Annotated in this window: 21 protein-coding genes; 12 read left to right on the top strand and 9 right to left on the bottom strand. The window is 66.2% G+C overall.

Features of this window, described 5'->3' with window-relative positions:
* Positions 1 to 73 precede the first annotated feature (73 nt).
* From ILT42_RS09860 to ILT42_RS09825, 8 genes are all read left to right on the top strand, one after another.
* Positions 74 to 1,324, top strand: a complete 1,251-nt coding sequence (locus tag ILT42_RS09860) for an HlyD family secretion protein (RefSeq protein ID WP_204215418.1) — start codon at positions 74 to 76, stop codon at positions 1,322 to 1,324.
* 180 nt (positions 1,325 to 1,504) lie between these two features.
* A complete protein-coding gene (locus tag ILT42_RS09855; protein WP_204215417.1) occupies positions 1,505 to 3,100 on the top strand; it encodes a DHA2 family efflux MFS transporter permease subunit in 1,596 nt (531 codons plus the stop codon).
* Between the two features lie 201 nt (positions 3,101 to 3,301).
* Positions 3,302 to 4,564: a PQQ-dependent sugar dehydrogenase gene (locus tag ILT42_RS09850; protein ID WP_204215416.1), complete on the top strand. Its 1,263-nt coding sequence runs from the start codon at positions 3,302 to 3,304 to the stop codon at positions 4,562 to 4,564.
* Between the two features lie 30 nt (positions 4,565 to 4,594).
* A complete protein-coding gene (locus ILT42_RS09845; protein WP_204215415.1) occupies positions 4,595 to 4,921 on the top strand; it encodes a c-type cytochrome in 327 nt (108 codons plus the stop codon).
* A 273-nt stretch (positions 4,922 to 5,194) separates the two neighbouring features.
* Positions 5,195 to 5,863: a spermidine synthase gene (locus ILT42_RS09840; RefSeq protein ID WP_204215414.1), complete on the top strand. Its 669-nt coding sequence runs from the start codon at positions 5,195 to 5,197 to the stop codon at positions 5,861 to 5,863.
* Positions 5,864 to 5,994: 131 nt separating this feature from the next.
* The gene (locus ILT42_RS09835) at positions 5,995 to 7,161 is read left to right on the top strand and encodes an ABC transporter ATP-binding protein (RefSeq protein ID WP_204215413.1); all 1,167 of its coding nucleotides are present in this window, start codon (positions 5,995 to 5,997) and stop codon (positions 7,159 to 7,161) included.
* Positions 7,158 to 8,069, top strand: coding sequence for an ABC transporter permease subunit (locus tag ILT42_RS09830; RefSeq protein ID WP_407664555.1), 912 nt, complete (start codon positions 7,158 to 7,160; stop codon positions 8,067 to 8,069). Before ILT42_RS09835 ends, ILT42_RS09830 begins: the two co-directional genes overlap by 4 nt.
* Positions 8,066 to 8,869 carry an ABC transporter permease gene (locus ILT42_RS09825; RefSeq protein WP_204215411.1) on the top strand — a complete coding sequence of 268 codons (804 nt, stop codon included), beginning with the start codon at positions 8,066 to 8,068 and terminating at the stop codon, positions 8,867 to 8,869. Before ILT42_RS09830 ends, ILT42_RS09825 begins: the two co-directional genes overlap by 4 nt.
* 9 nt (positions 8,870 to 8,878) lie before the next feature.
* On the opposite strand, the gene ILT42_RS09820 is transcribed toward ILT42_RS09825, so the two are convergent.
* Positions 8,879 to 10,690 carry an AsmA family protein gene (locus ILT42_RS09820; RefSeq protein WP_204215410.1) on the bottom strand — a complete coding sequence of 604 codons (1,812 nt, stop codon included), beginning with the start codon at positions 10,688 to 10,690 and terminating at the stop codon, positions 8,879 to 8,881.
* 192 nt (positions 10,691 to 10,882) lie between these two features.
* Here ILT42_RS09820 and ILT42_RS09815 point away from each other — a divergent pair, with 192 nt between their 5' ends.
* Entirely contained in the window at positions 10,883 to 11,620 is a 738-nt protein-coding gene (locus tag ILT42_RS09815) for a CoA transferase subunit A (RefSeq protein ID WP_204215409.1), read from the top strand.
* Positions 11,620 to 12,303, top strand: a complete 684-nt coding sequence (locus ILT42_RS09810) for a 3-oxoacid CoA-transferase subunit B (RefSeq protein ID WP_204215408.1) — start codon at positions 11,620 to 11,622, stop codon at positions 12,301 to 12,303. Before ILT42_RS09815 ends, ILT42_RS09810 begins: the two co-directional genes overlap by 1 nt.
* Here ILT42_RS09810 and ILT42_RS09805 read toward each other — a convergent pair whose 3' ends face one another.
* The 3 genes from ILT42_RS09805 to ILT42_RS09795 form a co-directional block, all read right to left on the bottom strand.
* Positions 12,304 to 14,010 (bottom strand): ABC transporter permease, encoded by a 1,707-nt coding sequence (locus ILT42_RS09805; protein WP_204215407.1) that lies wholly within the window; start codon positions 14,008 to 14,010, stop codon positions 12,304 to 12,306.
* A 66-nt stretch (positions 14,011 to 14,076) separates the two neighbouring features.
* Positions 14,077 to 15,102, bottom strand: a complete 1,026-nt coding sequence (locus ILT42_RS09800; protein ID WP_204215406.1) for a Fe(3+) ABC transporter substrate-binding protein — start codon at positions 15,100 to 15,102, stop codon at positions 14,077 to 14,079.
* Between the two features lie 121 nt (positions 15,103 to 15,223).
* Positions 15,224 to 15,934, bottom strand: coding sequence for a Crp/Fnr family transcriptional regulator (locus ILT42_RS09795; protein ID WP_204215405.1), 711 nt, complete (start codon positions 15,932 to 15,934; stop codon positions 15,224 to 15,226).
* Positions 15,935 to 16,202: 268 nt separating this feature from the next.
* Here ILT42_RS09795 and ILT42_RS09790 point away from each other — a divergent pair, with 268 nt between their 5' ends.
* Complete coding sequence (locus ILT42_RS09790) at positions 16,203 to 17,951, top strand: mechanosensitive ion channel family protein (protein WP_204215404.1); 1,749 nt, start codon at positions 16,203 to 16,205, stop codon at positions 17,949 to 17,951.
* Positions 17,952 to 18,089: 138 nt separating this feature from the next.
* Complete coding sequence (locus ILT42_RS09785; protein ID WP_204215403.1) at positions 18,090 to 19,496, top strand: amidase; 1,407 nt, start codon at positions 18,090 to 18,092, stop codon at positions 19,494 to 19,496.
* Between the two features lie 50 nt (positions 19,497 to 19,546).
* On the opposite strand, the gene ILT42_RS09780 is transcribed toward ILT42_RS09785, so the two are convergent.
* The 5 genes from ILT42_RS09780 to ILT42_RS09760 form a co-directional block, all read right to left on the bottom strand.
* Entirely contained in the window at positions 19,547 to 20,389 is an 843-nt protein-coding gene (locus ILT42_RS09780; RefSeq protein WP_204215402.1) for an ABC transporter permease, read from the bottom strand.
* The gene (locus tag ILT42_RS09775; RefSeq protein ID WP_204215401.1) at positions 20,386 to 21,333 is read right to left on the bottom strand and encodes an ABC transporter permease; all 948 of its coding nucleotides are present in this window, start codon (positions 21,331 to 21,333) and stop codon (positions 20,386 to 20,388) included. Before ILT42_RS09775 ends, ILT42_RS09780 begins: the two co-directional genes overlap by 4 nt.
* A 233-nt stretch (positions 21,334 to 21,566) precedes the next feature.
* Positions 21,567 to 23,045, bottom strand: a complete 1,479-nt coding sequence (locus ILT42_RS09770) for an ABC transporter substrate-binding protein (protein WP_204215400.1) — start codon at positions 23,043 to 23,045, stop codon at positions 21,567 to 21,569.
* Positions 23,046 to 23,221: 176 nt separating this feature from the next.
* On the bottom strand, positions 23,222 to 23,971 hold the full coding sequence (locus ILT42_RS09765; protein WP_204215399.1) for an SDR family oxidoreductase: 750 nt from the start codon (positions 23,969 to 23,971) through the stop codon (positions 23,222 to 23,224).
* Positions 23,972 to 24,161: 190 nt separating this feature from the next.
* On the bottom strand, positions 24,162 to 25,634 hold the full coding sequence (locus ILT42_RS09760) for an aldehyde dehydrogenase family protein (protein ID WP_204215398.1): 1,473 nt from the start codon (positions 25,632 to 25,634) through the stop codon (positions 24,162 to 24,164).
* Positions 25,635 to 25,649: the final 15 nt, after the last annotated feature.

Genomic DNA, 25,649 nt, shown 5'->3' with positions numbered 1-25,649 from the left:
GTTTGTTCCAGGCCGGCAAGCTCATTGACCGAACGGTTCGGTCACACGTTAGCCTGCGGTCGTGAGGTGGTCCATGGCTTATCGGGAAGAGTTTTCGCAGCGCGGCCGGGGTGAGCCCGCCCAGCCGTCCGAGCCGGTGCCGGCCACCGAGTCTGCGCCGACGGCCGAGTCGGTGCCGACCGCCAAGTCCGCCGAACCTCCTCAAGACCAAGCTGCGCCTGTGGCCGCCAAGGCCGAGGACGTCCTGCCCAAGAAGAAGTCCGGCGCGGTGAAAAAGATCGTTCTGGGCGCGGTCGCGCTCGCGGCCCTCGGTTTCGGCGCCTATGAGGGCGCGCATTGGTGGCAGACGGGCCGGTTCATGGTCTCCACCGACGATGCCTACATCCAGGCCGACATCACGATCCTGTCCGCCAAGATCTCGGGCTATGTGGATCAGGTCGCGGTCACCAACAATCAAAGCGTGAAAGCGGGTGACGTGATCGCCCGGATCGACGCGGGCGATTACAGCCTTGCCCTCCAGGCCGCGAAGGACAAGCTCGCGACGCAGGAGAGCGCCGTCGCGCGGATCGGCCGCCAGATCGAGGCCGGACGCGCCTCCGTGGCCCAGGCCGAGGCGCAGATCACCGCCGCGAAAGCCGATTCCGAGCGCGCGGAGGCCGATTACGACCGCCAGCTCCAGCTCTCCCAGTCCAACTATGCCAGCCGCGCCACCTTCGACGCCGCCAAGGCCGCCCGCGACCGGGGCGAGGCGAACGTCAAGAGCGCCCAGGCCGCCCTTCTGGCCGCTCAGGCCAATGTGGAGGTGCTGGCCGCCCAGCAGGTGGAGGCCGAGCGCGGGGTCGCCGAGCAGCGGACCGCCGTGGACAAGGCCACCCGCGACCTGTCCTTCACGGAGATCCGCGCGCCCATCGACGGCGTGATCGGCAACAAGGCGGTCGAGGTCGGAACCTATGTGCAGCCCGGCACGCGGCTGGCAGCGCTCGTTCCCCTGAGTTCGGTCCATATCGACGCGAATTTCAAGGAGACGCAGCTCGCCTCCGTCCAGCCCGGCCAGAAGGTCCATATCGAGGTGGACGCCTTCCCGGACCGCGACATCGTCGGCACCGTGGAGAGCGTCTCGCCCGCCTCCGGTTCGGTGTTCAGCCTCCTGCCGCCCGAGAACGCCACGGGCAACTTCACGAAGATCGTCCAGCGCGTGCCCGTACGGGTGAAGGTCAATCCGGATGTCGTCCAGCAGGGCTACCTGCGGCCGGGCCTCTCCGTCGTCGTGAACGTCGATACCCGCGAGCACGAGCAGGCCACCAAGACGGCGAGCGTTCGGTAGGAACGAGGAGAGGCACGACACAGCCTCACCCTGAGGGAATGGCGAAAGCCATTCGTCTCGAAGGGCGAGGCGTCTCCAGCGATCTCTGGTCCATCCTTCGAGACGCCCGCTGCGCGGGCCCTCAGGATGAGGTCGGTGGCGTTGGAATCGGCTTTAACGAGATCAAGAGAAAGCCACATCATGGCCGCTTCAGCCGCCATCGGAAAACCAGTGAACCCTGCCCCGCACGCGGGCCCGGCGCCCCTCGATAAGCGCCGGACCTTCGCGTTCTTCTGCATGGTGTTCGGCATGTTCATGGCGATCCTGGACATCCAGATCGTCTCGGCGTCGCTGGCCGAAATCCAGGCGGGCTTGTCCGCGTCCTCCGACGAGATCTCCTGGGTCCAGACCAGCTATCTCATCGCCGAGGTGATCATGATCCCGCTCTCGGGGATGCTGTCCCGCGTGCTGTCCACGCGCTGGATGTTCGTGATCGCGTCGGGCGGCTTCACCTTCATGAGCTTCATGTGCGCCACCGCGACCAACATCGACCAGATGATCGTCTACCGGGCGCTGCAGGGCTTCATCGGCGGTGGCATGATTCCGACCGTGTTCGCCTCCGCCTTCACGATCTTCCCGCCCGAGAAGCGTCCCGTCATCTCGCCCATCATCGGCCTCGTGGCAACGCTCGCGCCCACCATCGGCCCGACGCTGGGCGGCTACCTGACCGATATCTTCTCGTGGCACTGGCTCTTCCTGGTCAACGTGGTGCCGGGCATCTTCGTGACCGTCTCGACCTACCTGCTCGTCGATTTCGACGAGCCCGATCTCAGCCTGCTGAAATCCTTCGACTGGGCGGGCCTCGCCGGCATGGCGGCCTTCCTGGGCTCGCTCGAATTCGTGCTGGAGGAGGGCCCCAACAACGACTGGTTCCAGGACGAGGCCGTGGCGATCCTCGCCGTCGTCTGCGTCCTTGGCGCGATCCTGTTCTTCTACCGGGCCTTCACGGCCAAGCAGCCCATCGTGGACCTGCGCGCCTTCACGGACCGCAATTTCGCGGCCGGCTCCGCCTTCAGCTTCGTCATGGGCATCGGCCTCTACGGTCTGACCTATCTGTATCCGGTCTACTTGGCGCGAGTCCGGGGCTACTCGTCCCTGCAGATCGGCGAGACCATGTTCGTGTCCGGCGCGGCGATGTTCCTCACGGCGCCGATCGCCGGACGTCTCTCCCGCAGCATGGATCCCCGCCTGATGATGGCCATCGGGTTCGGCTCCTTTGCCATCGGCACCTGGATGATCACCGGCATCACCAAGGATTGGGATTTCTGGGAGCTGTTCGTGCCCCAGATTTTCCGGGGCGTCGGCCTGATGATCTGCATGGTGCCCATCAACAACGTCGCGCTTGGCACCCTGCCGCCCGTCCGCATCAAGAACGCATCGGGCCTCTACAACCTGACCCGCAATCTGGGCGGGGCCGTGGGCCTCGCGGTGATCAACACGGTGATCAACGACCGGTGGGACCTGCACCTCCAGCGCCTGCACGACAGCGTCAACTGGGCGAACAACGCCGCGGTGGAGCGTCTCAACGCCATGACGCAAGGCTTCCAGAGCCTCGGCTCGGACGCCCACCTCGCGGCCGTCAAGACCATGTCGAGCATGGTCCGGCGGGAAGCTCTCGTCATGTCCTTCGCGGACACGTTCTATCTCCTGACGTTCCTGTTCCTGGCGCTCCTCGTCGCCTTGCCCTTCGTGAAAAAACCCCGCGCGGCGCCGCCGGGCGGCGGAGGCGGGCACTAAAGGACGGAAGGGCCGCGGGCGAGACCGCGGCCCTTCTTTTAATGTGCACACCCCCGAAGCCTGTATTGGGAATAGTATTTGCTGCAGCGCAATGCAGAAAAACACACAAATTTGCTTCGCTGCATCTTGAAGACCTGCCGAAGCGATGCAGAATAACTTGGCCATAAGAACAAAAACCAGGCCCTATCAGCGGAGGAGACCATGAAGACTTTGTGGCTTACGGCCGTGTCGACGCTCGTCCTCGCCTCGCAGGCAATCGCCCAACCCGCCAACCAGGCCCCGACCGGCAATCTGGAGCGCCTGTCGTCGTTCAAGAGCACGGGCACGGCCGAGCCCAAGCCGATCCCCCAGGAGGGACGGCGGGCCGATGCGATCAAGCGCAACCTCCAGAAAGTGAAACTGCCGCCTGGCTTCAAGATCGAGCTTTACGCTCTCGTGCCGGACGCCCGCCACATGGCGGTCGGGCCCAATGCGGGCGTGGTCTTCGTCGGAACCCGCAAGAACCAGGTCTATGCGGTGACCGACCGCGACAAGGACCGGGTCGCCGACGAGGTGAAGGCGTTCGCGCCCTCCGTCGACTTCAAGATTCCGAACGGCGTCTGCTTCTCCCGGGACGGCGTCCTCTACGTGGCCGAGCAGAACCGCGTCCTGCAGTTCCCGGCCGCCGAGTTCTTCTATGAGGGACCGGACGTCGCCGCCTTCCAGGTGGTGAAGCAGGGAGACCTGATCCCGCCCTCCGAGGAGAGCTACAACCACACCGCCCGCGTGTGCCGGATCGGTCCCGATAACCGGCTCTACGTGGCGCTGGGCCAGCCCTTCAACGTGCCGCCGAAGGACAAGCTCGACCTCTTCGCCAAGAACGGCATCGGAGGCATCGTCAGCATGGATCAGGACGGGAAGAACCGTCAGGTCTATGCCACCGGAATCCGCAACTCGGTCGGCATCGAGTTCAACCCGGCCGACAAGACCCTGTGGTTCACCGACAACCAAGTCGACGGCATGGGAGACGACCAGCCGCCGGGCGAATTGGATCGGGCCACCAAGGCCGGCCAGAACTTCGGCTTCCCCCATTACGGCGGCGGCAACGTGCGCACCGTCGAGTACAAGGACGACGCCGTCCCGAGCGACACCGTTCCGCCCCAGGCCGAGATGGCGCCCCATGCGGCCGATCTGGGGCTCGCGTTCTACACGGGCCAGATGTTCCCGGAAACCTATCGGGGCGGCATCTTCTCGGCGCAGCACGGGTCCTGGAACCGCACCAAGCCCGTGGGCGCCCGGGTCATGTTCACGCCCCTGAAACCCGACGGGACGGCCGATAAGCCGCAGGTCTTCGCCGAGGGCTGGCTGACCGAGAACGGCGAGTATCTCGGTCGTCCGGTCGACGTGGCCATGCTCCTCGACGGCTCCCTTCTGGTCTCGGACGACACGGCCGGAGCCGTCTACCGCATCTCCTATGGCGAGTAGGCGGGGGACCGGCCGATGCGGGAGGGGCGGATGCGGATGGGGTTGATGGGCCTCGCCCTCGGGTTCGCCGCGCTGGCGGCGGGCCCCGCCGGGGCGGCCGACGTGCAAGCGGGCCGCCAGAAGGTCGCCGGCTTGTGCCAGGCCTGCCACGGCATGGATGGGCTATCGAAGAACCCGGAGGCGCCCAATCTGGCCGGGCAGATCGAGAACTACCTGGCCAAATCCCTCAACGAGTATCGCACGGGCGAGCGCAAGAACGAGTCGATGAACATCGTCGCCAAGGAACTCACGGACGACGAGATCGCCAACGTGTCGGCCTTCTATGCCTCCATCCAGGTGGACGTGATCCCGCCCTGAACCGGGGCGAGGGGTGGAGACGCCGGAGCGCTCGCCGCGTCGGTTGAGAGCGGATCTCTCGACCGTCATGCCCGGACTTGATCCGGACACCCACGGGTCCACCTCGAAAGACGTGGATGCGCGGCTCAAGGCCGCGCATGACGGATGTGAATGCGTGGTGATCGCTCAACCGGTCGTCCCAACCCATATCTGCGGGGAGGAACAGGGGGCAGCAGTGGGGCGTAAATCGTGTATGGTCCGGCCCCCATCTCGAACTACGACTGACTGCGGCCGATGATACCTTGGGTCCATCTCGACACGGCAACGATTCCCGGCACCACGGACGAACTGCGGCTGAAGCGTCGCGGCTCGGAATTCTCGATCATGCTGGGGTCGAACGAGTTGATGAACAGCCGCCTCAGCGGGTCGGAGGAGGCCTTGGCCGAGCTCGCCTGCGCCAAACTCCGCAACAGGCCCAGGCCGGCGGTGCTGATCGGGGGCTTGGGGATGGGCTTCACCCTGCGGGCGGCTCTGGCCGTCCTCCCGCCGGACGCCGTCGTGACCGTTGCGGAACTGGTGCCGGCGGTCATCGCCTGGGCGCGGGGCCCGATGGCGGAGGTTTTCGGGGACAGTCTCCAGGATCCCCGCGTGACCCTTCTCGAGGCCGATGTCGGCGCGGTGATCGGGGCGGGGCGGTCCTCCTGGGACGCAATCCTGCTCGACGTCGATAACGGCCCGGACGGACTGACCCGCGAATCGAATGACGGCCTCTACGACTGGCCGGGATTGGCGGCGGCCCGCGCGGCTTTGACGCCCGGCGGCGTGCTGTCCGTCTGGTCCTCCGCTCCCGACGGGCGCTTCACGGGACGCCTGCGAAAATCGGGCTTCCGGGTGGAGGAGGTAGGCGTGCGCGCCAACCGCAAGCGGGGCGCGCGCCACACCATCTGGCTCGGCGTGAAATGAGGGGTTGAGAGGCGTCCCGGAGCCTCGGCCGCCGCGTTGTGTAAGACTGTTGTTCTCGGCGCCCGATCGGCCTAGTTTGCCGAGCCGTCCGTCCGATCCCGTTCGTCTCTTCACGAAGAGTGCCCGCCGAATTGTCTTCCTTCCGCCAGAACCCATCGGTGGGCGCCGTGCGCCGCACCTTCGCGCCCTGGGCCGACCCTTCCGCCACTCCCTTGATCCGCGTCGAGCAGGTCACCAAGCGCTTCGGCGACGCCGTGGCGGTGGATCACCTGTCGGTGGACATCCACGATCGGGAGTTCTTCTGCCTTTTGGGCCCGTCGGGCTGCGGCAAGACCACGCTCATGCGCATGATCGCGGGCTTCGAGCAGCCGACGGCGGGCCGCATCACCCTCGCGGGCCGGGATCTGGCGGGCGTGCCGCCCTATCGGCGCCCGGTCAATATGATGTTCCAGTCCTACGCGCTGTTTCCTCATATGAGCGTGGAGAAGAACATCGCCTTCGGGCTCCGCCAGGACGGCCTGCCCAAGGATGAGATCGCCGCCCGGGTGTCCGAGATGCTGCGCCTCGTGCAGCTCGAGAGCCTGGCGCGCCGTCGCCCGGACCAGCTCTCCGGCGGCCAGAAGCAGCGCGTGGCGCTCGCTCGCGCCCTGGCCAAGCGGCCCAAGGTGCTGCTGCTCGACGAACCCCTCGGGGCTCTCGACAAGAAGCTGCGAGAGGAGACCCAGTTCGAGCTGATGGACATCCAGCACGAGCTCGGCATGACCTTCATCGTCGTCACCCACGATCAGGAGGAGGCCATGACCATGGCCGACCGGATCGCCGTGATGGATCACGGGCGCATCGTCCAGGTGGCGACGCCGGGCGAGATCTACGAGCAGCCCAAGACCCGCTTCATCGCGGAGTTCGTGGGCGACGTGAACATCATCGAGGGCAAGGTCATGGGGCAGGAAGGCGGACTCTGGCGAGTCGCAACGGCCTCGGCCGAGGCGCCCTTCACCATCGACGATCCGGATGAGGTTCTGGAGAAGGGGCAGGGGGTCGCCATCGCGATCCGGCCCGAGAAAATGACCATCCGGCGCGGTGCCCCCGAGCCCGGCACCATGAACGCTCTGACCGGCGAGGTTTGGGATATCGGCTATCTCGGCGACTGGACGGTCTACCGGGTCAAGCTCGCCTCCGGCGAGATCATGCGCATCTCCCGCGCCAATGCGTCCCGCTTCGTGGAGAACCCCATCGATTGGGACGAGCAGGTCACCATCACCTTCGCGCCCGACGCGGCCGTGATCCTGGCGGAATGACCATGGCCGGACCTTCCTTCCTGAAGCGTTTGGGGCCGGGGCTGGTGCCGTTCGTGCCGTACCTTTGGCTGGCGGTGTTTTTCCTGCTGCCGTTCCTGATCGTCTTCAAGATCAGCCTGTCCGACCCGGCGGTGGCGCAGCCGCCCTACCGGCCGGTCTTCGAATGGAGCGACATCGCGGCCTTCTTCTCAGGCCTCGACCTCGAGAACTTCGCGACGCTCATCGACGACAGCCTCTATCTCGACGCGACGCTCTCGTCCTTGCGCATCGCCGCCATCTCGACCGCGCTCCTGCTTCTGGTGGGCTTTCCCATCGCCTATGCCATGGCGCGCGCGCCGCAGAAGCATCGCCCGCTTCTCGTCGCCCTGGTGATCATGCCGTTCTGGACGAGCTTCCTCATCCGCATCTACGCCTGGGTGGCGATCCTGAAGCCGGAGGGCCTTCTCAATCAGGCTCTGATGGGCCTCGGGCTGATCGGCGACCCGTTGAACATCCTCAACACGGAGACGGCCGTCTATATCGGGATCGTCTACGCCTACCTGCCCTTCATGGTGCTGCCGCTCTACGCCTCCCTGGAAAAGCAGGACCACAGCCTGATCGAGGCGGCCCTCGATCTCGGTTCGCCGCCCTGGCGGGCGTTTTGGACCATTACGGTGCCGCTGGCGATGCCGGGAATCGTGGCGGGCTCGCTCCTCTGCTTCATCCCGGCCGTGGGCGAGTTCGTGATCCCGGACCTCCTCGGCGGCTCCGAGACTCTCATGATCGGAAAGCAGCTCTGGAGCGAGTTCTTCTCCAATCGCGATTGGCCCCTGGCGTCCTCGGTGGCGATCCTGCTGCTCCTGATCCTGGTGGTTCCCATCGTGATCTACCGCGACGTGGAATCGCGCCAGCTGGAGGGGCGGCGATGAACCGGCGGCTCAGCCTCTTCAACGTGACCTCGCTCGTCCTCGGATTCGCGTTCCTGTACCTGCCGATCCTGCTGCTGATGGTCTATTCCTTCAACGCGTCCCGGCTGGTGACGGTCTGGGGCGGGTTCTCGACCCAATGGTACAGCGCGCTCTTTCGCAACGAGCCGCTTATGGAGGCGGCCTGGGTGACCTTGCGGATCGCGCTGCTGTCGGCTTCCGCCGCGACGATCCTCGGCACCCTCGCGGCTATTGCGCTCACCCGCTACGGGCGCTTCACGGGCCGGACCCTCTTCACGGGGATGATCTACGCCCCCATGGTCATGCCGGAGGTCATCACGGGGTTGTCGCTGCTCCTGTTCTTCGTCGCCATCGGGCTGGACCGCGGCTTTTGGACGATCACCCTGGCGCATACGACGCTGACCATGTGCTTCGTGACGGTGGTGGTGCAGGCGCGCCTCCTGACCTTCGACCGGTCCCTTGAGGAGGCCGCCATGGATCTCGGGGCTCCGCCGCTGCGTACCTTCTTTTCCGTCACGCTGCCGCTCATCGCGCCGTCCATCGTGGCGGGCTTCCTGCTGGCCTTCACCCTGTCCTTGGACGATCTCGTCATCGCGAGCTTCAACACTGGGCCCGGAGCCACGACCCTTCCGATCCGCATCTATTCCCAGGTCCGGTTGGGCCTCTCGCCGGAGGTCAATGCGGCGTCGACCATTCTTATCGGAATCGTGGCCGTGGGGGTTCTGACGGCAACGCTTCTCAGCAAACGCTCCCTGCTCCGTTCGGACCGGACCGCCGGCTAGCCTGCGGCTTTACTGGGCGTTGGCGACCGGGTTGGTGGGCTTAGCGGCCTGAACCGGCCCGAAAAGCGGCTTGGCGGCGCCTGAGCGTTGGATCAGCGACTTGGCGTCGGGCGTGATCCGAACCGAATCCCAGCCTCCGTCCACGTCGAACATGATCATGGGCGAGATGGCGGTCGCGGGGGCGGCGGGATCGACCATCGCCTTCAGGTCGAGGGAACGCTCGGCCAGGAGGACCCGTCCCTTGAGAGTCGTGATCACCTGGGGCGACGTGAGGCGGCCCTCGGTGATGTCGCCCACCCCCGCGTTGATCGTGAGGCCGACCTGTGCCGTATCGAATGCGGTGCGCCCACCTTGCCAGTCGAGAGAGGCGGCCAGGGGTCGCTTTTCGATCCGGCGCAGGACGTCGTTGAGGCCGATGCCGATCAGTTCGCCCTCCTTGACCGTCAGGCTTGTCCTGCCCTGACTCTGGCGTACGATTTGGGCCACGGTCTCGCCGCTCCCTTCCAACTGGATCTGTCCCTGGGCACGGCCGGTGATCCAGCGCGGTTCGCCGATGGACGACAGAAAGGCCCCCAGGTCGATCCCCGTGAAGGAGGCCTGGGTCCTCACGTCGGTGCCGGTTCCGGCCTGTGCCAGGATCAGGCGGCCCTTGAGGGAACCATCGTGGAAGCTCGCCCGCCCGAGGGAAGCCTCGATCTGGCCCGGCCTGACGAGAACGTTCGCGGCCATGTCGGAGAGCTTGAGTGCGCCGAGACGGGCGCTGGTCGCGGAGAGACGCAGATCCAGGTTGCCCCGCGTGCTCTGGGCAAGGCTGATGGCGCTCTCGTTCCAGGTGCCCGCATAGGTCCGGGCCTCGGCGAAGGGTTCGAAGAACCCGGAGAGGTCCAGCGTTTCCGCCGCCAGGGTCCCGGCAATGACGGGCTGCTCGCCTTCGAGGCGCACGGACAGCGTGCCTTCGAGCCGGTCGGACCCGAGGGTGACCACCACGGACGGCCAGGACAGCCGCCGGCGCGTCAGGGAAAACTCACCCGAAACGGAGAGGGCCTGCATCATGGGACCGAGGGGAACGTCCAGGCCGCTCCAGCGGGAAAAGTCGCGGATGGAAGCGGCGTGGATCGTGCTCTGCCCCGTCACGCGGATGTCCTCGCCCAGCTGGGCCTCGCCGCTGAGCGCCACGCGGCCCGACGGGAGGCTGGCGCTGATGACGAAGGGGCTGGGCCGATCCGACGCCAGCATGGAAGGCTGGATGGAGAACTGTGAGATCCGAACCGATTCCCGGCGCCAGGTCGCCGAACCGACGACATCGAGGGTATCGCTGGTGTCCGGCCAGTTCATCACGGCGTTCACGTCCTCCACCTGACCGTCACGCCCGTCCGCCCAGCGGATCGACGAGGCGGCCAGGACCAGGCGCGGAACGTCCTGGGGCTTGTCCTGACGGGCCGCGAGGGCCTTGACCCAGTCGAAGGCCCGAGCCCGTTCGGGGGCGACCTGGACCCGGGTATCGGTCAGGCTGGCCTCGGACAGCTCGATCCGGCCCACCAGGAGGGGCCAGAGGCGCAGCTCCGCCCGGAGCGTCCCGCCTTCGGTGGTCACCTCACGACCGGCGCTCGCCAGCGACACGTCCTCGAACTTGACCCGCGGCACCGGCAGGAACGCAATGGTGCTGCGTCCCGCCACATTCATGGCAACGCCATAGTTGTCCATGAGATTGCGGGCGATCGAGGCCGTCAGGCGCCCGCTCGTCAGCGTCCACGGAACGGCGGCGGTTCCGAGGACGGCAAGCGCGGCGAGCGCGAGGAGAAGGACGACACGGCGGGACATCGGGAAGGTCTGGAACGGTTGGGCCCTGGAACGGCCGAAGGGACGGGCTCTCGGGCTGGGGAGCCGTCGGATGCATCGTCATATATTCATATGAAGGGATTGTCTAAATTGAGGCCGCCATGCAGGGTGGCACCTCGTCGCAGAACAGGCGACATATTGGACGATCTGCACATATTTTGGCCGGGAGGCTCCATGGATAAGGTTTATGCCGACGCGCGCACGGCGCTGGCCGGCTTGGTCAAGGATGGGATGACCATCATGGCAGGGGGTTTCGGCCTCTGCGGCATCCCCGACACGCTCATCGAGGCCATCCGCGATTCGGGTGCCAAGAACCTCACGTTCATTTCCAACAACGCCGGCGTGGACGGGGTGGGCCTCGGCCTGCTCCTGGAGACCCGCCAGATCCGCAAGATGATCTCGTCCTATGTGGGCGAGAACAAGCTCTTCGCCCAGCAATACCTTTCCGGCGAGCTTGAGCTCGAATTCAACCCGCAGGGCACGCTGGCCGAGCGCATCCGGGCGGGCGGCGCCGGCATCCCGGCCTTCTTCACCAAAACGGGAGTCGGCACCATCATTGCAGACGGCAAGGAGGTCCGCGAGTTCGACGGTGAGCAATACGTCATGGAGCGCGGCCTGTTCGCGGACATCTCCGTGGTCCACGCCTGGAAGGGCGACCGGGAGGGCAACCTCGTCTACCGCAAGACAGCCCGCAACTTTAACCCCATGATGGCCACCGCCGCGAAGATGACGGTCGCCCAGGTCGAGCACCTCGTGGAGCCGGGCGAGATCGACCCGGACTGCATTCACACCCCCGGCATTTTCGTGAAGCGCCTCGTGCACGTGTCCAACCCGGTCAAGCGCATCGAGCAGCGCACCACCCGCAAGCGTGAATCGGCCGCTACGCCCGCCGCCGCAGGAGAGGAAGTCTGATGGCCTGGACCCGCGAACAAATGGCCGCCCGCGCCGCCAAGGAGCTGCGCGACGGATTCTACGTCAACCTGGGCATCGGCATTCCGACCCTAGTGGCGAACTTCATTCCCAAGGGCATGCGCGTCCAACTCCAATCGGAGAACGGCATGCTCGGCATGGGCCCGTTTCCCTTCGAGGGCGAGGAGGATCCCGACCTCATCAATGCCGGCAAGCAGACCATCACGGAGCTGCCGACCACGAGCTATTTCTCGTCGGCCGACTCGTTCGGCATGATCCGGGGCGGCCATATCGACCTGTCGATCCTGGGCGCCATGCAGGTGGCCGCGAACGGCGACCTCGCCAACTGGATGATTCCCGGCAAGATGGTGAAGGGCATGGGCGGCGCCATGGACCTCGTGGCGGGCGTCAAGAAGGTGGTCGTCGTCATGGAGCACGTGGCCAAGGCCAAGGACGGCACCGAGGAGCCGAAGCTGCTTTCGGCCTGCTCCCTGCCCTTGACGGGAGCGGGCGTGGTCGACCTCGTGATCACGGATCTGGGCGTCTTCGCCATCGACAAGAAGGGCACGGGCGGCATGACCCTGATCGAGCTGGCCGACGGCGTGACCGAGGACGAGATCAAGGCCAAGACGGAGGCCCCCTTCAAGGTCGCCCTGGGCCAGGCCCCGCGCTCGAGCGCGGCCTGATCAGGAGCCGGACGGGGACGCCGTCCTACGGGGCGTCTCCGCGCTGCGGACCAGTTGGATGACGGGCAGGATCCCGATGAGGACGATCACGAGGGCGGCGAGCGAGCCGTCCTCGAAATAGCCCCGCGCCGCGTTGCCATAGATCAAGGTCGCCAGCGTCTCCACGTTGAGCGGGCGCAAGAGCAGCGTGGCGGACAGCTCCTTGATGCAATCCACGAAGATCAGCAGGGCCGCGCCCGCGAGTGCCGGCCGGATCAGGGGAAGCTGCACCTTCCAGATGAGCTCGCGCGGGCTCGCGCCCAGGATGCGCCCGGCGTCCTCCAGCCCTGGTGAGACCCGGTCAAGACCCGCCGAGAGCGAGCCCACGGCGATGGGCAGGAAGCGGATCAGGTACGCGATCACGATCCCGGCCGTCGATCCCATGATCAGCAGGCCCAAGCGCTCGCCCGTGGCCGCGCGCCAGAAATTGCCCAAGCCGTTGTCGACGAAGGCGAGGGGCGTGAGCAGTCCGAGCGCCAGCACGGTGCCCGGGATGGCGTAGCCCAGGCCGGTGACGGCCTTCGCGACGTTCATGAGGGGCGACCGGGACAGGCGCGAGGCCGCCACGGTGACGATGCCCAGGGACAGGGTCACGGCGGTCGCGACCGTGGAGACCGTTAGCGTCGTCGCGAGATGGCCCAGGAAGCTCGAATCGAGCAGGAGCCCCACCCAGTCGCGGCGCAGGACCTCCCGGACCAGAAAGCCGAGGGGCAGAACGAACCCCATCAGAACGGGCAGGGCGCAGGCGGCGGCCGCAACCCAGCCGGCAGGTCCCGGCAGGCGGATGGGCTGCGCCACACGGGGCCTGCGCGTGGGAACGGCGTAGCGCCGGTCCCGGCGTCCGTAACGCTCGAGCGCCACGAGCAGGATCACCACGGTGAGCATCAGCCAGGCGATCTGGGCGGCGCCCGGCAGGCTGCCCCGGTTCAGCCAGGTCGTGAAGACTGAGACCGTGAGCGTGCGCACGCCGAGATACTCGCTCGCGCCGATGTCGTTGAGGGCCTCCAGCAGCGCGAGCGCGAGGCCCACCGCCAGGGCCGGGCGGGCCAGGGGGAGGGCGATGACGCGAAAGAGCCTGAAGGGGCCGGCCGAAAGAGTGCGCGCCACTTCGATCATGCTGGCGCTCTGGGTCAGGAACATCGCCCGGGCGGCGATGTAGACGTAAGGATAGAGCACGACGGACATGACCAGGATGCAGCCAGGCAGCGAACGGATTTCCGGAAACCAGTAATCGCCTCGGGACGTCCAGCCCACGAGCCCTCGCAAACCCATCTGGACCGGCCCGGCGGCGTCGAAGATTTCGACGTAGATATAGGCCGTGATGTAGGTGGGCATGGCGAGCGGAAGCGGCAGGAGCCAGCGCAGGGCGTCCCGCCCCGGAAACCGGTGGGCGGTCACGAGCCAGGCCGACACGACGCCGATGGACCCGGCCAGCGCCGCGACGCCTGCCAGAAGAAGGGCCGTGTCCTTCAGGCTCGCGGGCAGGACGTTCGCGGCGAGATGGGGCCAGAGGTCGGGATCGCCCTTGAGGGCGTCGAGCGCCAGGGACGCCAGCGGCGTCAGCACGAGGATGGCCGCGAGGGACACGACAGCCGTCATCCAGAACGGGATCGGCCGAACGTGGCGAGGCAGCGCTCGAAGGGAGGCGGGGAGCCGGGATACAGTCATGGAAAAGCGCCGCCCTCGCGAGCGGCGCCTCTTCGAATGGGACACGAAGGAGCTTCGTGCACGGTCTTACTGGTCGAAGCCGACCTTGTCGACGAGCTCGCTCGCCTTCTTGCGCTGCTTGGCGATCTCGGCGATCGGCAGGCTGTCGGGCTTGAGCTGGCCGAAGGACGCCACGGTCTCGTTGAGCTGGATGCCGTTCTTGACCGGATACTCGGAGTTCACGTCCGCATGGATGTGCTGCGCCGTGTCGGAGGCCATGAACTCGATGAACTTCAGCGCGTCGGCTTTGTTCGGGGCGTTCTTGGCGAGCGCCACGCCGGAGATGTTGACGTGCGTGCCGCCGCCTTCGAAGGTGGGCAGCACCACGTTGATGGCCTCGCCCCAGGTCTTCTGCTCGGCATTGGTGCCGTTGCGCATGAGCGCCACGTAGTACGTGTTTCCGATGGCGATGTCGCAGACGCCCGCCAGGATGTCCTTGGCCTGCTCGCGGTCGCCGCCCGAGGGCTTCTTGGCGAGGTTGGCCTTCAGGCCCTTGAGCCATTCCTCGGCCTTCGCCTCACCCTTGTGGGCGATCACGGCGGCGATCAGGCTCACGTTGTAGAGATGCTGGCCGGAACGAATGCAGATCTTGCCCTTCCACTTGGGATCGGCAAGCTCTTCGTAGGTGAGCTTGTCGAGCTTGACCCGGTCCTTCGAGGCATAGACCACCCGTCCGCGGGTGGAGACCCCGTACCAGTGGCCCTCCGGATCCCGGTAGGTGGCCGGAATGGCCTTGTCGAGGGCTTCGAGCTTGATGGGCTGGGTGATGCCGAGGTCCTTGGCGTTTTGGAGACGGCCGATATCGACGGTGAGGATCACGTCGGCGGGGCTGTTGGCGCCCTCCGCCTTGATGCGCTCCTCCAGGCCGCTCGACAAAAAGATCGTGTTGACCTTGATCTTGGTCTCCTTCGTGAACTCGTCCAGGAGAGGCTTGATCAGGCCGGGTTCACGGTAGGTGTAAAGGTTGATCTCCTGGGCCAGGGCTGGCGCGGCCGAGGCGAGCATGAGCCCGGCCGAGGCCAGAAGGGCAATCTTCCCGAAGCGGATCGACATATGTTGGTCCTCCAAATGCATGCCCGTGCGCCGCTCGGCGTCGGACACTGGCACGCGAAAATGCATGGCGGACCGTGATGGTCAAGGAAAAACCCTGTGATTTCAATATATTAGATATATTCTAAACTGGGCTGGACGCCGGTGAATGGTCATTCACGGTCGGGATGCTCTCGGTCACGATCCTTTCCTCCGCGCCCGCCCGCAACACGCTGATTTCGTTCTCCAGACGCTCCATGTTGTAGAACATCCGCTCGCTCACCAGGCGGAGGAAATAGAAGCCGAATTCCGGGTTCTGGAAATACAGCTGCCTCAGCTCGTCATAGGTGATGCTGAGGATTTCGCCGTCCTGCACGCATTCGAGGGTTTGCGTGCGGCGGTTGTCGGGGGACAGAAAGCCCATCTCGCCCACCACACGGCCGGGCAGGATCTCGATGCCCAGCTGCCGCAGGCGGTACTGGCCGCTCAGCGTGAAGTACATGCAGTTGGCGGCATCGCCTTTGGAGAACAGGATCTCGCCCGTCTTCACGGGGCGCCGGGACATGAAAGGCTTGAGCCAGTCCATGGACAGGTCGCCCTTCGCGGCGGTCTTCACCTTCTTGATGAGCTTGATCATCTGGACGAGGCGCCAGAGGTTGAGGGGCAAAAGGATCGTGTTCACGACCAGGCTCGGCCAGCGGAGCATGGTCACGGCGGCGATCAGCCCCGCGAAGTTGCCGGCGATCCCGACGCAACGGAGCGGGATGATGGTGCGCATGGAGGCGCCGAGGATGGCGAGCGCCGCGCCGAGCCAATCGAGGGCGAGAATCCAGGTGAAGCCGCTCATCCAGGTCATGACGGAGTAGTATCCTGCGGGTTCCGGGTTCCTGGCCTGGGGTCGAACGCGGCCAGGCCGTCGGGCATTGATCCCAGGCCGGAAGCGATTTGAAGGCTCCTCTAGGATTTAAAGTGTTCCATAGTACAGTTGTCCTTTCCAAGGAAAGGGCCTTCGTCCTCCAGCGTTCTTCCTCAAGGTCGCAGGGCCGGAACGGCGCCCGTTCTTGATCCGGTCCGGAGAAGTCTCTACCAATGGCGCGGATCATCAGCGTAAGGGCAGCGCTCCCATGGCTGCGAGGCTGTTTCAACCTCGGTTCTTCACGGCAGGCCACGGCCTCGCGGTCCTGATCCTCTTGTGGGTTCTTCAGAGCGGATCGGCCATCGCTCAAACCCCAGCCTTCGGGCCGCTCACGCCGCCCGATACGTCGAGTCCCCGCGCGACGCTCCAGAACTTTCAGCAGAGCGTCGACCAGGCGACGGCGATCCTCATGGATGCCTACAGGGAGTTCCAGGCGGAGCCCGGCTTCTTTCGCAGTCCCGCCGTGAAGGCGAAGGTCGCGCGGGCCGAGGCCCTGTTGGCGCGGGCGGCCCGTTCCCTCGACCTGAGCGACATTCCGCCGGTGAACCGCAGCAACCGGGCCCTTGAGGCGACCCTTCTCCTCAAGGAGATCCTCGACCGATCCCCCATGCCGGCTTCGACCACGATCCCGGGCCCGGAGGCCGTCGGCTCGGACGCCCGGGTTCTCCAAGGCTGGACGATCCCCGGAACCGAAATCCGCATCGTGCGCATGAGCTCCGGCCCGCGCGCGGGCGACTACCTGTTCTCGGGCGAGACCGTGCAGCGCCTCGACGAGTTCTACGACGGCGTGAAGGGGCTTCCGGACCTCCACGGACGAGAGGATTTCTACGCCTTCTACACCCAGAGCCCGGGCCATCTTCTGCCGCCGAAATGGTATCCGGCCATCGAGGCCCTGCCGGATGTGCTGCGGGAGCGGGTCGCGGGGCAGGCCATTTGGCAATGGGCCGGGCTCATGCTTCTGGCCGTTCTCCTGAAGGCCTGGCTCCTGGCGGCCCTGCACAGCCTGAGGCGCGTCCGGGGAGATACGACCTTCCCCATCCTGGTGAGGGCCATCGCTCCTCCGGGTCTCACGGTCCTCACGGCTTGGGCTTTCTTGTACGTGGCGGATTTTCACATCAACATCACCGGGCGGATCGAAGCCGGGCTCAACGACATCCTGGAGGGCGTTTCCTTCCTGGCCCTCGTCTGGGGCGTCGTTGCCCTGTCCAACGCTCTGGCGCAGATCGCCGAGCAGTCGCCCCGCCTTCGCCCGGAGAGCATCGACGCCAGCCTGACGCGGGCCGCGATCCGCACGATGGGCATTGCGGTGGCGTGCTGCATCCTCGTTTACGGCGCGTCTCATCTCGGGCTGCCCCTGGCGGGCATCCTGGCGGGGCTGGGCGTCGGCGGTCTGGCCATCGCGCTGGCGGCCAAGCCCACCATCGAGAATTTCATCGGTGGGCTGATCCTCTTCGCCGACAGGCCCGTGAGGGTCGGGGACATGTGCCGGTTCGGCGACCTGCAGGGACAGGTGGAGGGCATCGGCATCCGCTCGACGCGCATCCGGGGCCTCGACCGCACGCTCATCACGGTGCCGAACTCGGTGTTCGTGAACCTTAACCTCATCAACCTCTCGAACCGGGACGGTATGCCGTTCAACCGGACGGTCAAGATCAGGGCGCCGGGGGACAGCGACGCCATCCGGAAACAGATCGCCGCCATCGTGTCCACGGTGGCCAGTCACCCGCAGGTGGACCCGACGAGCGTGCGGGTCCGCCTCCACGAGGGAGCGGAGGAGGAGCCCAAGGTCGAACTGCGGGCTGTGGTCACAACGCGCAATTGGAACGAGTTCCTGGCGATCCAGCAGGATCTCGACTTGGTCCTGCGCGACAATCTCCGGAAGGGCCCGGCCAAGCCGGACGACCCGGCTGCGGCGACCAACGTCTACCGTCTCGATTCCGAGGTCGGGGCCGGGTAGAGCCAGCCATGCGCCGGACACAGCCCCCGCCCGATTTGTCCCGCATAGGCCCTACGAGCCCATTTACCCCGGCGGGCGCATGCCGCAGCATGGCCGCCGAGTCGAATGATGCCGGGAGTCGGTGGGTTGAGCGTGCAAATGTCGTCGAGGAAGGGTGAGGGCGCAGCGGATCTGGCCGATTGGACCGGCGCGGAGCTTCTGGAGGGATTCCATGCAAAGCGGATTTCCCCCGTCGAGGTCGTAAAGGCGGTCATTTCACGAATTGAAGCCTATGAGCCGAAGCTCCAGGCGCTTTACGCCTTCGACCCCGAAGCGGCGCTGTCGGACGCACGGGCGTCGGAAGAGCGTTGGCGGCGCGGGGAGGCGAGGGCGCTCGACGGCATTCCGGCGACCATCAAGGAAAACATCGCCACCAAGGGCACGCCGGTCCCGTTGGGCACCGCCGCGAGGCCTCTGCTGCCGGCGGACGAGGATGCCCCGCCCGCCGCGCGCCTGCGCGAGGACGGCGTGGTGATCCTGGCCAAGACCACCATGCCTGATTACGGCATGCTCTCCTCGGGCCTCTCGAGCTTCCACCCTCTGGCCCGCAACCCCTGGGACCTGACGAAGAACCCCGGCGGCTCGTCCGCGGGCGCGGGGGCTGCGGCTGCGGCCGGATACGGTCCTTTCCACATCGGAACGGATATCGGAGGCTCGATCCGCCTCCCAGCGGGCTGGTGCGGTGTGTTCGGCCTCAAGCCGAGCTTCGGGCGCGTCCCCATCGATCCGCCCTACTATGCCCGCGTGGCCGGGCCGATGACCCGCACCGTCGAGGACTCGGCCCTGATGATGCGCAGCCTCTCGCGCCCGGACTGGCGCGACACCATGAGCCTGCCGCCGCAGGACCTGCCCTGGCTCGACCTCGGCATCGACGTGAAGGGATTGAGGATCGGCGTGATGATGGAGGCCGGCATCGGCATTCCGCTCGATCCGGAGGTGCGGGCCTGCGTCGAGGCTGCCGCAAAGCGGTTCGAGGAAGCCGGAGCGATCGTCGATGAGGTGCCGGCTTTCGTGACCCGGGAGATGCTGAACGGCCTCGACGTGTTCTGGCGCCAACGCGCCTGGGCCGATATTGGACCCTTGAGCGATGACCAGCGGGCGCTGATCCTGCCCTACATCCTCTCCTGGGCGGAGGGCGGAAAGGCCCTCACGGGCAGCGCCGTCTATGCGGGCATGAGCCAAATGAACGTGATGCGCCATGCGGCCGTCGCGGCCACGAAGGATTTCGACTTCGTCATCTCGCCCGTCGCTCCCGTTCCGGCCTATCACGCCGAGCTGGCCTCGCCGGTCCACGACCCGGAGGAGCCGTTCGAGCATATCGGCTACACGGTAGCCTTCAACATGTCCGAACAGCCATCGGCCTCCGTCAACGCGGGCTTCACGGCTTCCGGCCTCCCCATCGGCCTCCAGATCACCGGCCGCCGCTTCGACGACGTGGGCGTCCTGCGCCTGAGCCGGGCCTGGGAGGACATGTGCCCGGACAAGCGGGCTTGGCCGACGCTTTGAGAACCGCGCTCTGACCGGCGATCCTTGAGGCAAAGGTCAGGCGGAAGGTCTCAGGCCGGGACGCCGCGTCCGCGCAGAGTCGGGTCCAATGCATCCCGCAGGCCATCGCCCAGCAGGTTGAGCCCCAGCACCGAGAGCGCGATCGCGACGCCCGGCGCGATCGCGAGCCAGGGGGCCTGTGACAGGTAGGTCTGCGAGTCGCTCAGCATGCGGCCCCAACTCGGGTTGGGCGGCCGGACGCCGAGTCCGAGATAACTCAGTCCCGCCTCCGTCAGGATCGCCAGGGCGAGCTGGATCGTGACCTGCACGATGAGCGCGCCGGCGATGTTGGGCAGCACATCCTGGAGCGTGATCTTGATGGGGTGCTTGCCGAGCGCGCGCGCCGCCGAGATATAGTCCAACGTCCAGATCTGAAGCGCCACGCCGCGTGTCACGCGGGCGAAGACCGGGACGTTGAACACCGCGATGGCCAGCACGGCGGCCAGCGGTCCCGAGCCCACGAGGGCGCCGATCATGATGGCGGAGAGCACGGCCGGAAAGGCGAAGACCACGTCGGACGCCCGCATGGCGATCTCGTCCGCGATGCCTTTCCAGGCGGCTGCCGCGCAACCGATGGCGGTGCCGATGGCGGCGCCCAGAAGCACGGCGGGCCACGCGATGGCAAGCGAGTTCCAGGCTCCTGCCATCAACAGAGAGGTCACGTCGCGGCCGAAGTGGTCGGTGCCGAGGAAGCCGTTTTCCAGTGGCGCCTTCAGCCGCATGGCCACGCGCACGCGGGTCGGGAGCTCAGGCGTCCAGACAAGTGACAGCAGGGCCGTTGCGATCAGGATCGCGGTCAGGATGCCGCCGACGACGAGCGTTGTGTTGGGGCGCAGGCGCATAATGCCCCTCATGACCGACTCCTGAGACGCGGGTCGAGGAGCGCGTAGCCGATATCGACCAAAAAGTTCACCACGATGACGATGCCGGCGAAGATGAGCACGATGTCCTTGATCACGATGAGGTCGCGCTGGGCCAGCGCCTGATAGGCGAGACGGCCGAGGCCCGGCAGGTTGAACACGTTTTCCACCAGGATCGCGCCGCCGAAGAAGAACGACAGCTGAAGGCCGAGAATCGTCGTCACCGGGATCAGTGCGTTGGGCACCACGTGACGCCGCAGGGTCGCGCTTCGGTCGACGCCTTTGGCGCGGGCGGTGCGCACGAAATCCGCGCCGATCACTTCAAGGGTCGCGGAGCGCGTGACGCGGGTCAGCACTGCAGCCTGGGGCAGGGCGAGCGCCACGGCGGGCAACAGGAGCGCCTTGAAGGCGGGCACGATGCCGCCCGCCCATCCCGGAAAACCTCCCGCCGGGAACCAGCCGAGATAGGTGGAAAAGAACAGGATGAAGAGCAGGCCGATCCAGAAGTTCGGCACCGCCACCCCGAGCTGGCTGAACACGAGAACCGCTTTATCCACCGGCCCGTCACGCTTGGCCGCCGCCGCGACCCCGAGGGGAAGCGCCAGGGCCGTCGAGATCAGGATCGCGAGCAGGCTCAACGGCACCGTGATGGCAAGCCGCTCGGCCACCAGTGTCGAGACCGGTAGCTTGTAGGTGAAGGAGGTGCCGAGATCGCCGTGCAGGATGCCGCCGACCCATTCGAGATACCGCACGAGCGCGGGCCGATCGAGCCCCATCTCCAGCCGCAGGGCCGCCAGCGTGTCCTCGCGCGCGGCGGTGCCGAGCATGATGGCGGCGGGATCGCCGGGCAGCACTTCGAGGATGAGGAAGATGGCCAGCGACACGGCCATCAACGTGATGGCGAGGGACAGCAGGCGGGTGGCGATCAGGCGGAGCATTAAACGCGTGGGGCTTTCATGATCTTAGTATGCCGGTTGTTGGGGATAGCAGAGACGAACAGGTTACCTGACGGGCGTGACACCACTGCTCTCATGCCCTCCTCGGCCTGGATCCGAGGGCCCAGCCGGGCATTCACGATGCCACGTCGCAGGACGTGGATGGCCGGGTCAAGCCCGGCCATGACGACAGTTTGAACGCTTCGGTCGATATCTGGATCGTCGGAGGATCGGCCTCACTCGTCCCACGTCACCTCCGTCACGTCGTTCGACGGGATCGGGGAGTTCTCCCACAGGCCTTTCACCTTCGCGTTCCACACGCCGAGCTTGGGCAGCTGGAATAGGAACAACGCAGGCACGTCCTCGGCCAGGATCTTCTGCGCCTCGGCATATTTGGCAAAGCGCGCCTTCTCGTCCGTGGTCTTCGCGGCGTCAGAGATGGCGGCTTTGAATTTGTCGTTCTTGTAATTGAAATAGTAGGTGTCGCGGGCAAAAATATCGATGTCCAGCGGTTCCGTGTGAGACACGATGGTGACGTCGTAATCCTTGTTCTTGAACACCTCCTCGATCCACTTGGCCGGAAACTCGGTGGGGATGATCTTCAGGTCGACGCCCACTTCCGCCAGCATCGCCGACAGAAGCTCCGCCGAGCGGCTGGCATAGGCCATCTGCGGCGTCTTGATCGTGATCGAGAGGTTGCTCGCGCCTGCCTCGGCGAGCAGCGCCTTGGCCTTCTCCGGATCGTAGGGAACGACGCTCGTCAGGTCTACGAAGGCGGGATGGTTCGGCGAGAAGAAACTGCCGATGGGCCGGCCGAAACCGGAATAGGCGCCGTCCACGAGGGCCTTCCGGTCGACCGCATGCATGAGCGCCTTGCGCACGCGCGGGTCGTCGAAGGGCTTCTTGGCGCTGTTAAGGCCCGCGACCGTCTCGCCTTCGGTGTTGCCCGCGACCGCCTTGAAGCGCGCGTCCTTCTGGAATTCCGCGAACAGTTCCGGCGCGCCGAGATTCGGGAAGGCGTCCACGTCGCCGGCGCGCAGGGCCGCGACCTGGGCCTGGGCGTCGTTGATGAAGCGGAACGTGACGGTCTCGAGCTTCGTCTTGTCCTTCTGCCAGTAATCGGGATTGCGCACGAGTTCGACCCGGTCGCCTCGCGTCCAGGACTTGAACTTGAACGGTCCGGTGCCGACCGGGTTCGCCTTGTTGTTCTCCGCCGTCTCCGGCGCCACGATCACGGCGTCGCCCCAGGACAGGTAGTAGAGAAAGTTGCCGGACGTCTCCTTGAGCTTGATTACCACCGTGGACGGATCGGGCGTCTCGATGGACGCGATCGGCGCGAAGATCTGTTTCTGGGCGTTGGTGGATTTCGGATCCCGGGCGCGGTCGAAGGCGAATTTGACGTCGGCGGAATCGAAGGTCGACCCGTCGTGGAATTTCACGCCGTCCTGAAGCTTGAAGGTATAGGTCAGGCCGTCCGGTGCGACTTCCCAGCTCTTGGCGAGGAGGGGCTGCACCTTGCCGGTCCGGTCGAGGCGCACGAGGCCTTCATAGAGATTGACCCAGGTGACCTCGCGAATCGCCACGGGCGCCGCCACGGTGGGGTCCAGGCCCGGCGGCTCGATGGGCATGCCGACCACAAGGGAGGTCTTGGCCGCATAGGCCGGGACGAGGCTCGCCGAGAACAGTAGGGCTGCGGCCAGGATGCGCTTCGACATTGAACTTAATTCCATCCGGTAAGGGCTTCAAGCGGATGGAGATTAGCCGCACTCGAAGCCCGGATGGAAGGGGTTTTGGCGATTGGTGGGTGGCGAATGGCGAATGGGGACGCAAAAGGTCGCGAGCGGGTGGGTGAGCGGCAGGTCCTTCCACGCGCCACTCACCATTCGCCCGATCAGATGCAGCGCCCGCCGTCGACCTCCAGCACGACGCCGGTGATCATGCTGGCTTCGTCGGAGGCCAGGTAGAGGGCGGCGTTCGCGATATCCTGGGGGGTGGAGAGGCGGCCCAGCGGGATGCTGCCCCGGAACGCCGCGCGCTTCTCCGGGGTGTCCTCGCCCATGAAGGTGGCGAGGAGAGGCGTCTCGCCCGCCACGGGAGCCAGGGCGCAGACGCGGATCTGGTTCGGGGCGAGCTCCACCGCCATGGACTTGGTGATGGTGTGCACCGCGCCCTTCGTGCCGTTGTACCAGGTCAGGCCTGGACGGGGGCGCAGGCCCGCTGTCGAGCCCACATTGATGAACACGCCGCCGCCCTGGCCCTGCATCACCGGCACGGCGGCTTGGGCGAACAGGTAGATCGACTTCACGTTCACGGCGAAGACCCGGTCGAACTCGGCCTCGTCCACTTCCAGCATCGGCCGGTTGCGGTGGCTGATGCCGGCGTTGTTGACCACGATGTCGAGGCGCCCGAAAGCCTCCAGGGTTTTCTCGACGGCGGTCCTGACGTCAGAGGCCTTGGCCACGTCGGCCGCGAGCCCAATCGCCGAGTCGCCGATGGCGGCGGCGACCTTTTGCGCCGCGTCCGCATTGATGTCGATGACCGCGACCTTCGCGCCCTCGCGGGCGAAGGTTTCGGCGATTCCTTGGCCGAAACCGGATCCCGCGCCCGTGACGAGCGCGACCTTGCCTTCAAGGCGCTTCATGAGTGTTTCCCTGTCGTTTGTTTGAGGTTGAACTTGAACTTGAACTTATGAAACCTCATCCCGAGGGAATTGCGGAGCAATTCGTCTCGAAGGATGGTCCAGTTGGCACCGGAAACGCTCCGCTGGAGCCCTCCTTCGAGACGCGGCTGAAGCCGCTCCTCAGGATGAGGTTTTTTGGTTGGTAGCCCGGCTATCCGTGCGCGATCACCAGCGTGCGGGTCGTGGTGAACTCGACCAGCCCCTCGAACCCCTTCTCACGGCCGTGGCCGGACTTCCCGAAGCCCCCGAAGGGCAGCTCGATGCCGCCGCCCGCGCCGTAGCAGTTCACGAAAACCTGGCCCGCCCGCATGGACCGGCCAACGCGGGTGGCCCGCATCGCGTCCCGCGTCCATACGCTCGCCACGAGCCCATAGGCCGTGCCGTTGGCGAGCCGGATCGCCTCGGCCTCGTCGTCAAACGGGGTCGCGACGAGGACAGGACCGAACACCTCGTCCTGGGACAGGGTGCTCTCGTGCGGCACCGGAGCCAGGAAGGTCGCGGGCACGTAGTAGCCTCCCGAGGGCGCATCCGCCGCGATTCCGCCTTCGCCCGCGACCGTCAGACCGTCCTGGCGGGCCTTTTCGAGGTATTTCTCCACCCGGCGCTGCTGGGCCTGGTTGATCATAGGACCGAGGTCGGGGCTCCGCTCGGGATGACCCGCCCGCAGCGCCTTGAAGCGCGCGGCCACCGCGTTCACCACGTCGTCGAAGATGCCGCGCTGGATCAAAAGGCGGCTGCCCGCCGAGCAGGTCTGACCGCCGTTCTGGATGATGGCGTTGACCAGGACGGGGAGGGCCCGCTCGATGTCCGCATCGTCGAACACCACCTGGGCCGACTTGCCGCCAAGCTCCAGGGTCACGCCGACATGGTTCTGGGCCGCAGCCGTCTGCACCGCCGTTCCGGTCTCGGGGCTGCCCGTGAAGGAGATGAAATCGATCCCCGGATGGGAGGTCAGCGCCGCGCCCGCAGTCCGGCCGAGGCCCGTCACCACGTTGAGGGCGCCCTGCGGGAAGCCCACATCGCGGGCAAGCTTTGCGACCCGCAGGATGGTGAGCGAGGCGTCCTCGGCGGGCTTGACCACCGTGGCGTTCCCAGCCGCGAGGGCCGCGCCAACGGAACGGCCGAAGATTTGCATCGGATAGTTCCAGGGGACGATATGCCCCGTGACCCCGAACGGGACCCGCTCGACGCCCACGAAATGGGTGCCGAGATAAGGGATCACATCGCCATGGAGCTTGTCAGCGGCGGTGCCGTAATATTCGAGGTAGCGCGCCAGGCCCGTCACGTCGGCGCGGGACTGCGCCAGAGGCTTGCCGACGTCCCGGGTCTCCAGCAGCGTCAGCGTCTCGACATCCGCCTCCACGGCATGGGCGAGCTTGATCAGCAGGCGACCCCGTTCCGTGGCGGTCAGCCGACCCCAGGCGCCCTCGAAGGCCGCTCGGGCCGCCTTCACGGCGGCGTCCACGTCGCGGGCGGTTCCCGAAGCGATGCGAGCGAGGAGGAGCCCATCCGCGGGCGACAGCACGTCGAGCAGGTCTCCGTCCGAGGCCTCCACGTCCTGGCCGCCGATGATGTTGGCATGGACCATGTCCGGTGCGACGGGCTGGCGAAGCTGATCGTTCACGGGCTTTTCCTTCCT

Source organism: Microvirga pudoricolor (assembly GCF_016892705.1).
Lineage (GTDB): Bacteria > Pseudomonadota > Alphaproteobacteria > Rhizobiales > Beijerinckiaceae > Microvirga > Microvirga pudoricolor.
This window is presented reverse-complemented; position numbering and strand designations above follow the sequence as displayed.

Excerpts from the sequence above, each read along its gene's own strand:
- ILT42_RS09770 (WP_204215400.1), bottom strand. The coding sequence starts at position 23,045 with ATGTCGAAGCGCATCCTGGCCGCAGCCCTACTGTTCTCGGCGAGCCTC.
- ILT42_RS09780 (WP_204215402.1), bottom strand. The coding sequence starts at position 20,389 with ATGAGGGGCATTATGCGCCTGCGCCCCAACACAACGCTCGTCGTCGGC.
- ILT42_RS09800 (WP_204215406.1), bottom strand. The coding sequence starts at position 15,102 with ATGTCGATCCGCTTCGGGAAGATTGCCCTTCTGGCCTCGGCCGGGCTC.
- ILT42_RS09810 (WP_204215408.1), top strand. The coding sequence starts at position 11,620 with ATGGCCTGGACCCGCGAACAAATGGCCGCCCGCGCCGCCAAGGAGCTG.
- ILT42_RS09805 (WP_204215407.1), bottom strand. The coding sequence starts at position 14,010 with ATGACTGTATCCCGGCTCCCCGCCTCCCTTCGAGCGCTGCCTCGCCAC.
- ILT42_RS09840 (WP_204215414.1), top strand. The coding sequence starts at position 5,195 with ATGATACCTTGGGTCCATCTCGACACGGCAACGATTCCCGGCACCACG.
- ILT42_RS09820 (WP_204215410.1), bottom strand. The coding sequence starts at position 10,690 with ATGTCCCGCCGTGTCGTCCTTCTCCTCGCGCTCGCCGCGCTTGCCGTC.
- ILT42_RS09850 (WP_204215416.1), top strand. The coding sequence starts at position 3,302 with ATGAAGACTTTGTGGCTTACGGCCGTGTCGACGCTCGTCCTCGCCTCG.
- ILT42_RS09775 (WP_204215401.1), bottom strand. The coding sequence starts at position 21,333 with ATGCTCCGCCTGATCGCCACCCGCCTGCTGTCCCTCGCCATCACGTTG.
- ILT42_RS09845 (WP_204215415.1), top strand. The coding sequence starts at position 4,595 with ATGCGGATGGGGTTGATGGGCCTCGCCCTCGGGTTCGCCGCGCTGGCG.
- ILT42_RS09795 (WP_204215405.1), bottom strand. The coding sequence starts at position 15,934 with ATGACCTGGATGAGCGGCTTCACCTGGATTCTCGCCCTCGATTGGCTC.
- ILT42_RS09860 (WP_204215418.1), top strand. The coding sequence starts at position 74 with ATGGCTTATCGGGAAGAGTTTTCGCAGCGCGGCCGGGGTGAGCCCGCC.
- ILT42_RS09815 (WP_204215409.1), top strand. The coding sequence starts at position 10,883 with ATGGATAAGGTTTATGCCGACGCGCGCACGGCGCTGGCCGGCTTGGTC.
- ILT42_RS09830 (WP_407664555.1), top strand. The coding sequence starts at position 7,158 with ATGACCATGGCCGGACCTTCCTTCCTGAAGCGTTTGGGGCCGGGGCTG.
- ILT42_RS09855 (WP_204215417.1), top strand. The coding sequence starts at position 1,505 with ATGGCCGCTTCAGCCGCCATCGGAAAACCAGTGAACCCTGCCCCGCAC.
- ILT42_RS09790 (WP_204215404.1), top strand. The coding sequence starts at position 16,203 with ATGGCTGCGAGGCTGTTTCAACCTCGGTTCTTCACGGCAGGCCACGGC.
- ILT42_RS09785 (WP_204215403.1), top strand. The coding sequence starts at position 18,090 with ATGTCGTCGAGGAAGGGTGAGGGCGCAGCGGATCTGGCCGATTGGACC.
- ILT42_RS09825 (WP_204215411.1), top strand. The coding sequence starts at position 8,066 with ATGAACCGGCGGCTCAGCCTCTTCAACGTGACCTCGCTCGTCCTCGGA.
- ILT42_RS09765 (WP_204215399.1), bottom strand. The coding sequence starts at position 23,971 with ATGAAGCGCCTTGAAGGCAAGGTCGCGCTCGTCACGGGCGCGGGATCC.